At 71.1% G+C, this 12,334-nt stretch carries 12 protein-coding genes; 7 read left to right on the top strand and 5 right to left on the bottom strand.

Annotation, left to right across the window (positions count from 1 at the left end; genetic code table 11):
• Positions 1-35: 35 nt before the first annotated feature.
• From JQN83_RS14950 to folP, 4 genes are read right to left on the bottom strand one after another with little or no spacing between them, the layout of a single operon-like run.
• On the bottom strand, positions 36-557 hold the full coding sequence (locus JQN83_RS14950; RefSeq protein ID WP_372444032.1) for a DUF3180 domain-containing protein: 522 nt from the start codon (positions 555-557) through the stop codon (positions 36-38).
• Between the two features lie 19 nt (positions 558-576).
• Positions 577-1,104 carry a 2-amino-4-hydroxy-6-hydroxymethyldihydropteridine diphosphokinase gene (gene folK / locus JQN83_RS14945; RefSeq protein WP_208567747.1) on the bottom strand — a complete coding sequence of 176 codons (528 nt, stop codon included), beginning with the start codon at positions 1,102-1,104 and terminating at the stop codon, positions 577-579.
• Positions 1,101-1,460 carry a dihydroneopterin aldolase gene (gene folB / locus JQN83_RS14940; protein WP_208567746.1) on the bottom strand — a complete coding sequence of 120 codons (360 nt, stop codon included), beginning with the start codon at positions 1,458-1,460 and terminating at the stop codon, positions 1,101-1,103. The genes folK and folB overlap by 4 nt, the downstream gene beginning before the upstream one ends.
• The gene (gene folP / locus JQN83_RS14935) at positions 1,457-2,353 is read right to left on the bottom strand and encodes a dihydropteroate synthase (RefSeq protein WP_208567745.1); all 897 of its coding nucleotides are present in this window, start codon (positions 2,351-2,353) and stop codon (positions 1,457-1,459) included. Before folP ends, folB begins: the two co-directional genes overlap by 4 nt.
• Before the next feature lie 356 nt (positions 2,354-2,709).
• Here folP and JQN83_RS14930 point away from each other — a divergent pair, with 356 nt between their 5' ends.
• The 7 genes from JQN83_RS14930 to JQN83_RS14900 are packed head-to-tail and all read left to right on the top strand — an operon-like array spanning position 2,710 to position 11,576.
• Entirely contained in the window at positions 2,710-3,024 is a 315-nt protein-coding gene (locus tag JQN83_RS14930) for a hypothetical protein (protein WP_091247662.1), read from the top strand.
• A gap of 13 nt (positions 3,025-3,037) precedes the next feature.
• Positions 3,038-3,400, top strand: a complete 363-nt coding sequence (locus JQN83_RS14925) for a hypothetical protein (RefSeq protein ID WP_067302246.1) — start codon at positions 3,038-3,040, stop codon at positions 3,398-3,400.
• A 49-nt stretch (positions 3,401-3,449) separates the two neighbouring features.
• Positions 3,450-7,274, top strand: a complete 3,825-nt coding sequence (locus tag JQN83_RS14920) for an ATP-binding protein (RefSeq protein WP_244252485.1) — start codon at positions 3,450-3,452, stop codon at positions 7,272-7,274.
• Between the two features lie 2 nt (positions 7,275-7,276).
• Positions 7,277-9,235: an MraY family glycosyltransferase gene (locus tag JQN83_RS14915; RefSeq protein ID WP_208567744.1), complete on the top strand. Its 1,959-nt coding sequence runs from the start codon at positions 7,277-7,279 to the stop codon at positions 9,233-9,235.
• Positions 9,236-9,239: 4 nt separating this feature from the next.
• Entirely contained in the window at positions 9,240-9,788 is a 549-nt protein-coding gene (locus tag JQN83_RS14910) for a hypothetical protein (protein WP_208567743.1), read from the top strand.
• Positions 9,785-10,960, top strand: coding sequence for a M23 family metallopeptidase (locus tag JQN83_RS14905; RefSeq protein WP_208567742.1), 1,176 nt, complete (start codon positions 9,785-9,787; stop codon positions 10,958-10,960). Before JQN83_RS14910 ends, JQN83_RS14905 begins: the two co-directional genes overlap by 4 nt.
• 13 nt (positions 10,961-10,973) lie before the next feature.
• A complete protein-coding gene (locus JQN83_RS14900; RefSeq protein ID WP_208567741.1) occupies positions 10,974-11,576 on the top strand; it encodes a hypothetical protein in 603 nt (200 codons plus the stop codon).
• A gap of 1 nt (position 11,577) precedes the next feature.
• Here the strand turns inward: JQN83_RS14900 and JQN83_RS14895 are convergent, their stop codons facing one another.
• Positions 11,578-12,138, bottom strand: coding sequence for a hypothetical protein (locus JQN83_RS14895; RefSeq protein ID WP_208567924.1), 561 nt, complete (start codon positions 12,136-12,138; stop codon positions 11,578-11,580).
• Between the last annotated feature and the right edge of the window lie 196 nt (positions 12,139-12,334).

Below are 12,334 nucleotides of genomic sequence, written 5' to 3'. Positions count from 1 at the left end.
CGTACCCGCGCGCAGGGCTGGGCGTAACCCCTCGGTCAGCGGCCGGATCGGTCCTGCCGGTCGTCGGCGTCGTCGTCGGACTCGGGGACCCGGCAGGAGCGTTCGAGCCAGAGCGCGGCGGCGACCAGTGCCAGGGAGGCGAGCGCGCCGGCCCCGGCGGCCGGCCGGTCCTCGATCGCCGCGTTGGTCGGCTCGACGAAGAGCCAACCGGTCAGCCCGACGTAGAAGCCGAGGAAGATCGCCCCGGCCAGCGCGGACGCCTTGGCCAGCACCACGAACCGGGCCACCAGCAGCGGGTTGACCGGTTCCCGGCCGGGCTTGCGCTCGATGCGGCCCCGGGTGTTGACCGCCGCGTACGCCTCCAGCACCGCCAGCGCGGCCAGGGTGACCACCGGCAGCCAGGGCAACCGGGGGATCCCGCTGTAGTAGAAGCTGCTGATCAGCAGCCAGGCCAGGGCCGCGGCGGCGAGCGCGGCGACCACCAGGGTCGAGAACCGGGTGGGGCCCATCCTCGACCCGTCGGGTTCCTGGTCACGGGGCGGTCGGGGCGCTGTCATGCCGGCCGGCTCCACTGGTTCATAAGTCCGACTCTAACGTCAGATCGGGGCGCGGGTTCAGTTCCAGGGCGTCACCGGCGACCGGTTCGGCGTTGAGCAGGTCGGTGAGCCAGCCGTGGCCGGCCAGTCGCCCGTGCGGGTCGATGTCGATCCACGGTCGGAGCACGAAGGCACGCTGGTGGGCGCGGGGGTGCGGCAGGGTCAGCTCCGGGTCGTCGCTGAGCACCGGCTGGCCGCTGTCGTCCCAGACGGCGACGACGTCCACGTCGAGGGTGCGCGGGCCGAACCGGCGGGCCGGGTCGCGGACCCGACCGGCGGCCCGTTCGGCGGCCTGCGCGCGGGCCAACCAGTCGCCCGGGGCCGCCGCCGGGTCGGCGACCATCACCGCCGCGTTGAGGTACGCCGGCTGGTCGGCGTCCCCCCAGGGGGGCGTCTCGTAGACGCCGGAGAGCACCAGCACCGTGTCACCGAGGCGGTGCACCGCGGTCCGCAGGTGGCCGAGCCGGTCGCCCAGGTTGCTGCCGATCGACAGCACCGCCCGGGTCACCGGGTACGCCGCAGGGTGACCGACACGTCGGCGAAGGGGTGCGGGATCGGGGCCTCGGGTTTGTGGACGGTGACGGTGGCGGCGGTGACCAACGGTTCGGCGAGGCAGACCGCGAGCAGCCGGTCGGCGAGCGTCTCGATCAGGTTGACCGGCTCGCCGGTGAGCACCGCGACCAGCCGCTGCGCCAGCTCGCCGTAGTGGACGGTGTCGGTCACCTCGTCGGAGCGGGCGGCCGGGGCGAGGTCGAGTTCGAGGACGGCGTCGACCACGAACTCCTGCCCCTGGGCGCGTTCGAAGTCGTACACGCCGTGTCGGCCCCGGGCCCGCAGGCCGGTCAGGGCGATCCGGTCGGTCATCGTCGTCCTCCCTCTGCCCGGCCGGCGTGGGCCGGGTCCTTCGCGATGGGGGTGGTGGCGAGCCGGGGGTGGCCGGTGGCCGACCAGACGGCGAGCGCGTCGACGGTGCCCAGGACGTCGTGCACGCGGACCCCCCAGGCGCCGGCGGCCACGGCGAGCACGCTGGTGGCGACGGTGGCGGCGGCCCGGCCGTCGGTGTCGCGGGGGGTGCCGTCGGGTGCGGCGAGCAGCCGCCCCAGGTAGGACTTACGGCTGGCCCCGAAGAGCAGGGGGAGGCCGAGTTCGAGCAGTTCCGGCAGGCGGGCGCTGAGTTCCCAGTTGTGCGCGGCGGTCTTGGCGAAGCCGAGCCCGGGATCGATCACGAGCCGGTCGGCGGCCACCCCGGCGGCCAGCGCGTCGTCGACCCGCTGGGCCAGCTCGACCCGGACGTCGGCGACCACATCGGTGTACGCGGCCAGTCCGGCCATTCCGCGCGAGTGTCCCCGCCAGTGCATCAGCACCCAGGGGCAGCCGGCGTCGCGGACCACCCGGGCCATGTCGGGGTCGGCCAGTCCGCCGGAGACGTCGTTGACCACGGCGGCACCGGCGGCGACGGCCGCCTCGGCCACCGGCGCCCGGGTGGTGTCGATGCTGACCGGCACGCCGGCGGCGGCGAGTTCCCGGATCACCGGCAGCACCCGGGCCGCCTCGGTCCGTGGGTCGACCCGGTCGGCGCCCGGTCGGGTGGACTCGCCACCGACGTCGACCAGGTGCGCACCCTCGTCGCGCAGTCGCACCCCGTGTGCGACGGCGGCGTCGAGATCCGCGTACCGGCCGCCGTCGGAGAAGGAGTCGGGCGTGACGTTGAGGACGCCCATCACCACCGGGGCCTGCGCCCGTACCAGATCGGTCACGACTAGACGGTACCGGTCGCGCCGGGGCGTCCCGGGAACCCCCACCGGCCCTCTCCACGGCCGGACTGACGTGCCGATTAGAACATGTGTACTATCGGTCTTCCGGGCCGAATCGGGTCGACTCTTCGCGGCTTGTCGCAAAGGGGGGCGGCCCGTACGCTGTGGAATTGCCCAGCATCAAGAGATGGCGAAGCCTGGAGGGAGGGCCAAAGCGGGAAAATCCCCCCAAATCTCGCCACTCTCCGTGGTGGGAGACCCGCACCGCGTCAACGACGCCGTGCACAGTGAGCACATTCCCGCCAGGCTTGCCTACTGCACCACCGCGGCGCCGCCGGCCGCGTTATGGGGAGGTTCCAGTGATCGCCTTCGAGCTGATGGAGACGACGTCGTCCGGCGTCGCGCAGGTGCTGCACACCCTGGCGACGGCGCCACTCGCCGAACCAGCCCCCAAGGGCATCGACACCAACGGTGTCGTCACCTTCTTCGCCAGCAAGATCGCTCCCATCCTGCTCGCGGTGCTCGGGGTCATCTTCATCGGGCGGGCCAGCCGGGGTGAGATCTCCAAGGTGCTCACCAGCTCGGCCATCGCGATCGTCGGGCTGGCCTTCATCGCCGGCGCGGCCACACTCTTCTTCATCGGTGACTATCTGATCGATCTGATCTTCGAATAGGCGCGGGCGAGACATGCGGCTGCGCACCGACGACGACATCTACCGGGCCCGCCTGGTCTACCTCGGGCCGCCCGGCTACACCCTTCCGGTCCACCTGCCCTACGCCCAGTACGGCCTGTTCATGCTGCTCGTACCCCTCTACATGTTCATCCACTGGCTGTTCACGTTGCAGGTCGAGCTGTTTCCCGCCTGGGAGATCGCGCTCGCCATCGTGAGCACCTCGTTCATCTTCCGGTACGTCGACCCGGACCGACCGGCGCGGATGGTCATCCGCACCGCGCTCACCGACTGGCGACGCACCCGGGAACCGGCCGCCGAGCTGCGGGACCCCCGCCTGGTCGGCAGCCGGATCAGGATCCGGGAGGAACTGGCATGACCGGGTGTACCCGCATCGGGCAGTCGGACCACATGGGTGAGGCGGTCGAATGAGTCGCTCTTCCACGCCGGGTTTCCCGGCCGGACGACACAGCGCCCCACACGGTAACCGTGCGCGCTCGTTCGACTACCCCCAGGAGGAGTTGCGGGACGACGAGCCGTACGACCCGGCCCTGCTCACCGGCCCGGGCAAGGTCGGCGTCTTCCAGGCACCCCGCCCAACCCCCGGCGGGGGCACCCCCCCGGTCGAGCCGGTCTCCGCCGCGCCGATGCTGGTGGGTGACGGCACCGACATCGACTCCCCCTTCCTCGACCTCTTCGGCGGCGGTCCACGCCCCGGCACCCCCCCGGCACCCGGTGGGCCGCCCCCCGGCACCGCCGCGCGGCGCGGCCCCGGCCGGCAGCCCCAGCCCGCCCCGCACCGAACGGCCGCCGCGTCGACGCCGCCGGCGGCGATCGAGGCGCAGGCACCTCCGGCGGCCATCGAGGCGGCCCCGCCGACCGAGCGACCGGCCCGTACCCGGGTTCCACACCAGCAGGGCGACCGGTCGGCGGTCGCCGGTGACCGGCCGACCGAACCACCGCAGCGGGCACCGCGCCGCGTCCCGGCCGAGTTGTTCCCCCGGGACACCGGCGAGCCGCTCACCGCCCGCGAAGCGGCCGAACGGGCCCGCCGGGAAGCCACCGAACGGGCCCGGGAAGCCGCCGACCGCAGCCGCCGCGAAACCGCCGAGACCGCCCGCCGGGAAGCGGCCGAGCAGGCCCGGCGGGAAGCCGTCGAACAGGCCCGCCGGGAGAGCGCCGAAGCAGCCCGACGGGAGGCGATCGCGCAGACCCAGCGCGAAGCCGCCGAACAGGCCCGACACGAGGCCGCCGAGACGGCGCAGCGGGAAGCCGCCGAGCAGGCCCGCCGGGCGGCGGCCGACGCGGCCCGGATCGAGGCCGCCGAGCGCAGCCGGCGCGAGGCCGCCGAGTCGGCCCGGCGGGACGCCGACGAACAGGCCCGAAGGGCCGCAGCGCTGACCGCTCGGCCCCGCCCCACCCCGGTGGAGTCCCCGCCGACGGCCTGGCCCGACCACGTCGAGCCGGTGTGGCCGGAGACCACCGACCCGGCCTGGCCGGAGCCGGCCGAACCGGTCCGCGTCGAGTCCGTGACCGCGCCGGCCGGCGCGCTGACCGCCGAACCGACCCGGCGTGCACTCGTCGAGCCCGACCCCACCGAACCCGGCCCCCGCGAACTGGCCGCGCCGAGGCAACGTGCGGCGAGCCGCCGGACCGAGGCGACCAAGCCCGTCCGGGTACGCCCCCCAAAGATCAAGTTCGGTGACCGGGACCCCTCGATCGACCTGGCGATCACCGAGATCGCCGGGCACCTGACCTTCACCCCCAACACGGTCACCGCCTGGTACTGGCTCCCCGAGGTCCGGTGGGCGTTCCGCCCTGACGCCGAACGCGAGGCGCTGCTCTCCGCGATCTCCGAGCAGTACGCCGGCCTGGCCGGTTTCCGGCTGCACCTGCGCCGCACCACCCGGCCGTTCCCGGCCGACGAGTGGGCCCGCACCATCGACGCGCACACCGCGTCACCGCTGCCCGACGTCCCCGGCACGCCCGGCTGGGCCGACCACCTGGTCGCCGCACAGCAGCACCTGATGTCGGTCAACCACGCCGAGGGGCAGACCTACCTGGGGGTCACCTTCGCCCGTCGCTCGCTCGGCGACTCCCTCACCGAACGCCTGCTGCGCGCCTTCGGCAGGGGCACCGCCGACGGGGAGCGTCGCAAGCTGGGCCGCACCGTCGAGCAGTTCGACGAGGTGCTGGGCAGCTTCGGCATGCGGGGTCGGCGGGTCACCGCACAGGAGCTGGAGTGGTTGCTCTACCGCTCGGTGGCGCTGTGCATGGCCCCGCCCGGCACGCTCTCCCCGGTGACCAACGGGCGGTGGGAACGCGGTGACCTGCTCGCCCTCACCGAACAGGTCGAGCGGTACCGCACCCCGTACGGCACCACGGTCAAGCTGGTCAACCGGATGACCGGGGAGGAACGGCACGTCGCCGTGCTCGCGGTCGGCCGGATGGAGCCGTTGGAGATCCCCGAACGGCACGAACCGTGGCTGCACTTCCACGAGCGGCTGCCCTGGCCGATGGAGATCTCCACCCGGGTCGACATCCTCGGCTCCGGTGACTCCTTCCGTAACCTCGAACACCGGCTGCGGATGATCCGCTCGCAGCAACTCGACTACGCCGAACACGGCATCGACGCCCCACCCGAGCTGGAACGGCTCGCCAAGCGGGCGCTGGTGATCGGTGACGAGATGACCACCGGCCTGCCGGTCGACTCCGCCCGGGCGCACGGCTGGCACCGGATCGCCGTCGGCGGCCGCACCCGCGAGGAGTGCATGGAACGGGCCCGCCGGCTCATCCAGCTCTACTCCCGCGAGCTGCGCATCTCGCTGCAACACCCCAAGAACCAGGACTGGTTGGCCCGGGAGTTCATCCCCGGCGAGCCCATCGCCAACACCGGCTACGTCCGCCGGATGCCGGTGCCGCTGCTGGCCGCCGCACTCCCCCAGGCGGCGTCCACCGTCGGTGACCGGCGGGGCGACCTGATCGGTCGTACCGCCGGGACCTGCCGCCGGCCGGTCTTCCTCGACCTGCACTTCCCGATGGAGGTACGCGAGCGCTCCGGCCTCGCCGTCTTCGTCGCCGAACCCGGCGGTGGCAAGTCGACGCTGCTCGGCGCGCTCGGCTACCTGGCCGCCCGGCGGGGGGTCCAGGTCACCCTGCTCGACCCGTCCGGCCCGTTGGCCCGGCTCTGCGCCATGCCCGAACTCAAGCCGTACGCCCGGGTGCTCAACCTGACCGGCTCGGAGCCGGGGACGCTGGCCCCGTACGCGCTCATCCCCACCCCGCTGCGCAGCGAGTTCAACAGCGGCGCGGCGGGTGACCGCGAGTTCGAGATCGCCGTCTCCAACGCCCGGGCCGAGCGACGCATGCTGGTGCAGGACATCTGCATGATGCTGGTGCCACCGCAGGTGGCCAGGGAGGCGTCCACCGCCACCCTGTTCCGGCACGCGGTACGCCAGGTGCCCGCCGAGGAGACCTCCACCCTCGACGACGTGGTCACCTGCCTGCAGGGGCTCGACGACGACGCCGGCCGGGAACTGGCCCACCTGCTGCTCGACACCGCCGAGATGCCGCTGGCCATGCTCTTCTTCGGCCGCCCGCCGGAGGGGCTGCTCGGTGCCGACGCGGCGCTCACCGTGATCACCATGGCCGGTCTCCGACTGCCCGACCTCAAGATCGAACGCGAGTACTGGTCGGCCGAGGAGGCGCTGGCGCTGCCGATGCTGCACACCGCGCACCGTCTCGCCGTACGCCGCTGCTACGGCGGGTCGATGTCCTCCCGCAAGCTCGTCGGCCTGGACGAGGCGCACTTCATGGAGGGCTGGCGCTCCGGCCGGTCCTTCCTGGTCCGCCTCGCCCGCGACTCCCGCAAGTGGAACCTCGCCGCCCTGGTCGCCTCACAGAACCCCAAGGACATCCTCGGCCTCGACGTCCAGAACCTCGTCTCCACCGTCTTCGTCGGCCGGATCGCCGAGGACACCGAGATCGCCTCCGAGGCGCTCCGGCTGCTCCGGGTTCCGGTCGACGACGGCTACGAGGCCACCCTGGCCTCCCTGTCCGCCGTCGACACCACCTCAGCCACCCGGCTCGGCTTCCGCGAATTCGTCATGCGGGACGTCGACGGCCGGGTGCAGAAGGTCCGGGTGGACGTGTCGTACGTCGAGGGGCTGCTGGACCACCTCGACACCACCCCCGCCGCAGCCGCTCAGGCCGCCGGGATACTACCGACCGTCCTGGCTGATCTGGAGGCGTGACAATGGCGAGGACCCGGGCACGGATCACGGCGCTCCTCCTCGCACTCGGCGTACTCGCCGGTGCCACGATCGCCTGGCCGGTGATCGGGGCCACACCGGCGTACGCCGCGACATCCGTGACGGCACAGGCCGCAGCGGATCTCTGCACCACCAAAGAGTGGCAGGCCGACTTCCGCGCCTGCGTGAAGAAACTGAAGCAGGTCAGCGAAACCGAGGTGGACTGCCGCAAGCCACCGGTTCCCTCAGCCCCCGACTCCGGGCTGGCCGGCTGGTTCGCCTCCCGGCCCGACGCGTCGAAGCTCCCCGGGCCGAAGGGCCTCTACAGCGACTACGGCTACGGCGGCTACAGCTTCAACACGTACGACGTCGATGGTGGCTGCGCCTCCACTGTCCTGCATCCGGACTACAAGTTCACCACGACCGTCGCCAACGGCGAACTGATGATGGCCACTGCGGTGGTTGGTGCCTCGAACGCGCTCCGGGAGCGCGCCTGGGATCCACGGTCGATGTGGAACTGGGCGGACCCACTGGTGGAGAAAGCGACCAAGGCCGTCTACCAGAAGGTGTTCAGCGTCTTCGGTATCGTGACGCTCTGCGTGGTGGGCCTCTACCTGCTCTGGCGTTCCCGTCAGTCAGACATGAGCAACGCGATGACCACCGCTGGCTGGGCCCTGCTGGTGATGGTCGCGGTGACCGCGCTGGCGGCCTGGCCGGTGAAGTCCGCCAACATAGCTGACGGCACCCTCATCACCTCCCTCGGCGTCGTACACGACGCCGTCGGACCTGCGACCCGTGACATTCCACCGGACCGATGCGTCCTACCGAACCCGGATGCATGCGTGGACAAACGGCCTCCTGCCGTCCGTGCCAGCGACACCGCCACCGAATCGATGTTGTACCGCAACTGGCTACGTGGGGTCCTCGGTTCGGCGGACAGTGAGACCGCGCAGAAGTACGGGGCGGCCCTCTACGACGCCAAGTCGCTCTCCTGGGAGGAGGCGGAAAAGCTCCGGCAGAACCCCGCCACCCGTGAGGCCACCATCAAGGCCAAGCAGCAGCAGTGGATGACGGTCGCCGAGCAGATCAAGGCCGAGGATCCCGAGGCGTACGAGTATCTCCAGGGCAGCCGGGACATGGACCGGATCGGTTCCGGGTTCATCGCGGTGCTCGCCTCTCTACTCTTCGCCATGTTCGACCTCACCGCCTCCTTGCTGGTACTGCTCGGATTCATGATCTTCCGGTGGGCGGTCATCGCCGCGCCGATCCTGGGCACGATCGGCCTACTCCGCCCGGCCAGCGCCGGGTTGCGGCGACTCGCAAATGCCGTCGTCGCCGCCGTCTTCAACATCGCCATCTTCGGCACCGGGGCGGCGATCTACCTGTTCGCCGTCGACCTGATCATGAGCACCCCCACCCTGCCGGGCTGGCTTCAGGTGGTGCTGGTCTGGCTCTGCGGTGTGGTCGGTTGGTTGTTGCTCCGGCCCTACCGGAGGATCACCCAGCTCGGCGGCAAGGACAGTAGTGAGGCGGTCGGCTCGGCCGGGTCGTGGCACCGCCGGTTCTTCCGGGACATGCGCGTCGCCGCCCGCCTCGACGTGGCCGAGCCGGGAGGTACGGCCGAGCCGAAGCTCACCCGGCGGCGCGGGGCCGCGCTGGAACCGGTCACCCTGCGTCCTGAGGCCAGACGCGAGGACCCCAGCCACTCCACGGTCAGCACGCCGGCGCAGCGGGAACGCCCGGATGGACGCGAGCGCGCCGACGAGACCGAGGCGAAGCCACCGTCGCGGGAGACCAGCCGGCCGACGGCCGCACCCCGCCCCCGGCGCCGCACCCCGGCGAGCTGGACCGAGCCGGACGTACCGGAGGAGGCCCCGTCCTTCGTGGTCTACCGACCCGACTCGGCCGCACCCGCAACGACACCCGCGAAGCCCAGCCCCCGTATACGCTCCGAGGCCAGGTGACGCGATGCGGCGAGCAGTCGAATTCCTCTTCACGCGACTCATCCGGTCGCGGCTCGGCATCGCACTCGTGATCGCCGTGCTGGTGCTCGGGGTGATCGGCACGGCCCGCCTGGTAGCCGGTCCCGATGACCTCAGAGCGGGACTCAGCAGCCGCCCACGGGAACCCATCACCACCGTCGATCCGGAAGAGGGTGACGACGGGGTCATCGCCACGCCGTCCCCGGAGTCACCGCGTACCCGACCCGGTGAGTTGACTCCCGAGCAGACGGCCACCCGGTTCACCACTGCCTGGCTGGGCGGGTCCACCACCACTGCCGAGCAGTGGCAGGCGGCTCTACGGCCGATGTCGACGCCGGAACTCACCGAGAAGTTGACCGGTGCCGACCCGGCCGGGGTGCCTGCTGTCAAGATCGCCGGCGCTCCGACGCTGCGTCCCCGGACAGCGGTCTTCGCGGAGGTTCTGGTTCCCTTGGAGGGCGGACGGCTGCGGCTGGAACTGGTTGCACCCGACGGCCATTGGTTGGTGGATGCCGTGGACTGGGAGCGGGAATGACTGCCGAGCTGTCACCGACCGGAGCCCCACGCCGCCGGGTCCGGGTAGGTGCCGTCGCCGCCGCACTGACCGGCGTTTTCGCGCTGCTCTGCTGTGGTGGCGGCAGCGCCGCGTTCTTCCTGACCAATCTCGGTGGCGACCAGGAGACCCTGGTGTCGAACGAGCAGCAGTGCGATGACGAGCACCGGGTCAGTGTTACCGGCAAGATGCCCCGGATGTCGGTGTACGGGGCCACTCAGATGCGTAATGCCGCAGTCATCATCAAGGTCGGTCAGGAGATGAAGGTTCCGCCCCGGGGCTGGGTGATCGCGGTGGCCACGGCGATGCAGGAGTCGGCGTTGCGCAACCTGTCCAACAGCACCGTCGCCGGTTCCCGCGGCATTCCGAACGAGGGTGTCGGGTCTGACCACGACTCCCTCGGCCTGTTCCAGCAGCGGGCCGGCTGGGGCAGCGTGACCCAACGGATGAGCCCCGACTACGCGGCCCGCAAGTTCTACGAAAAGCTGCTGAAGCTCGACGGTTGGGAGCGGATGCCCCTGACCCGGGCCGCGCAGAAGGTGCAGATCAGCGCCTACCCCGACGCGTACGCAAAGCACGAGGACATCGCCAGTCAGATCGTCAACGCGCTGGCAGGTGGTGCCGCCCGGACGGTCCAGATCGCCGACCGGCCGGTGTGTGACCGGGCCTCCGCGCGGACCATCGCCGCTTCCGGATGGACCGCACCGATCGAGGGCGGGGTCGGCTCCGGCTTCCGTACCGCGAGTCGACCGCGACACAACGGCGTAGACATCGGCGCACGCAAGCGAACCGAGATCCATGCCGCTGCCACCGGCCGGGTGCTCGTTGCCCGCTGCGATCCGGACCACGATGGCAATCTCAGCTGTAATGTCGACGGCTTCCCCGGAAAGGGGGGGTGTGGCTGGTTCGTCGACATCCTGCACGCCGGTGGCTTCGTCAGCCGCTACTGCCACATGATCGAAAAGCCGCGGGTGACCCCAGGGCAGCTCGTCAAGGCCGGTGAGGTGATCGGCCTGGTGGGTAGCAGTGGCAACTCCTCCGGCCCACACCTGCACTTCGAGGTGCACGTCGACAGTGACCGCAGCTTCGCCGGTGGGATCAACCCGGTGCCGTTCATGCGGCAACGTGGTGCACCGCTGAACGGCTCGGCATGAGACCGACGCGACGATGAGCGGACCGCTGCCGGACCCCTTCGCCGGCCAGCCCGACTGGGCGCCGCTACCGCCGAGACCGATAGAGATCGTTCCCGCCACCAGCCGGGTCGAGCTTCGTGGCCGCCGCGTCCTCGTCGGGCTTCCGGGCCTCGGGTGGCGGGGAGACCTACGCGCCGACGAACGGGTGGTGCAGGGCAGCCGCACCTATGTGCCGATCATTCCCGAACACGAGTGGTACCGGGCAGAGTCTGACCAGGTCGAAGTTTTCGCCCCGCTCGTCCCCGTGGAACGGGTCTGGGTGGAGACTCTCGGGGCCCGCCCATCGGCCACTGATGCTGCTCGTGGCCAGGGAATTCGTCTGGTCTCCCTGGACGGACCGACACACCCCGCCCCCACCCCGGTCTTCGAGACGGATGCGGTCAACGGACGACGGGTGGTGCACGTCGAGGACGCTACGGAACGCCGTGATCTTCGCGCGGTGACCGAGTCGTACTCGGGTGCCGACGGCGACATCTGCGTGCGGGTCACTCCGGAACTGGAGTGGTACCGCTGGGCCTGGCGCGGACAGCCGCCCACCACCCTCGAGGTTCCGGTCCACCTGCTGTGGATCGAATGAACTAAAACTTCTTCGTGGCTTCGCAGACTCTCCAATGGTCTTTGAGTCGGGTTTGAAAGCGCCAACGTTGCCGGTCGGTCTGGGAGATGCCGTCGACGGCGGCTGAGAGAATAAGGTCGGTCTCCACTTGCGCACTTTCGCCCTCTCGTTTGATCAAGAGGGCACCCCAACTGACCGTGAGGGTGGTCGCGAAACGGCGCTCCCTGTCGCGTAGGTCGTCACGTAGGGCTCGAAGTTCGGCAAGGCCGTCTGGGTTCCCCTCGCAAACAAGGAGTTCTGCGCGGGTGTCGTTCTCATTGACCAGAAACTCGCGAAGGTAGTTGTCCACCACTACGTCCGGGGCGCTGCGGTCGGGGGTGGCCGCCCGCTCGTACAGCACGTAGCCGGTCACTCCCGCCCCCACACAGAGCAACGCCAACACCCCGCCGACGACGGTGAGGACGGTCCGGAGCCGGCGAGGCCGACGCGGCGGCACCGGCAGCGGCGCAGGGGGTGCCGACTGGTCCGGTGGGGTCCGCTGCGCCGGTACGCGGGACACCTGGGAACCGGCGGGGGGCTGCACTGATTCCACCCCCTGAGGCTATCGGCTGGCCGCCTCGTACCCAATGCCCCGGAAGCTGCAGATCGTGACAGGACGACCCCGACAGGTGAGAGTTCTCCACCATTCGCGACAAGCCCGGCGCATCGCCGTCGTGCATCCCGGGGGAGCGGCCCGGGCTGGGATACGGTCTGCAGTCGGGGGTATCCAACCTCGAAGG

It is taken from the genome of Micromonospora antibiotica (assembly GCF_017599305.1).
Classification (GTDB): Bacteria; Actinomycetota; Actinomycetes; order Mycobacteriales; family Micromonosporaceae; genus Micromonospora; species Micromonospora antibiotica.
Note: the sequence above shows the minus strand (reverse complement) of the source record. Positions and strands in the feature narration are given on the sequence as shown.

Coding starts and splice junctions, on each gene's coding strand:
- folB (WP_208567746.1), bottom strand. CDS start 1,460: ATGACCGACCGGATCGCCCTGACCGGCCTGCGGGCCCGGGGCCGACAC.
- JQN83_RS14900 (WP_208567741.1), top strand. CDS start 10,974: ATGAGCGGACCGCTGCCGGACCCCTTCGCCGGCCAGCCCGACTGGGCG.
- JQN83_RS14950 (WP_372444032.1), bottom strand. CDS start 557: ATGACAGCGCCCCGACCGCCCCGTGACCAGGAACCCGACGGGTCGAGG.
- JQN83_RS14905 (WP_208567742.1), top strand. CDS start 9,785: ATGACTGCCGAGCTGTCACCGACCGGAGCCCCACGCCGCCGGGTCCGG.
- JQN83_RS14910 (WP_208567743.1), top strand. CDS start 9,240: ATGCGGCGAGCAGTCGAATTCCTCTTCACGCGACTCATCCGGTCGCGG.
- JQN83_RS14920 (WP_244252485.1), top strand. CDS start 3,450: ATGAGTCGCTCTTCCACGCCGGGTTTCCCGGCCGGACGACACAGCGCC.
- JQN83_RS14915 (WP_208567744.1), top strand. CDS start 7,277: ATGGCGAGGACCCGGGCACGGATCACGGCGCTCCTCCTCGCACTCGGC.
- JQN83_RS14925 (WP_067302246.1), top strand. CDS start 3,038: ATGCGGCTGCGCACCGACGACGACATCTACCGGGCCCGCCTGGTCTAC.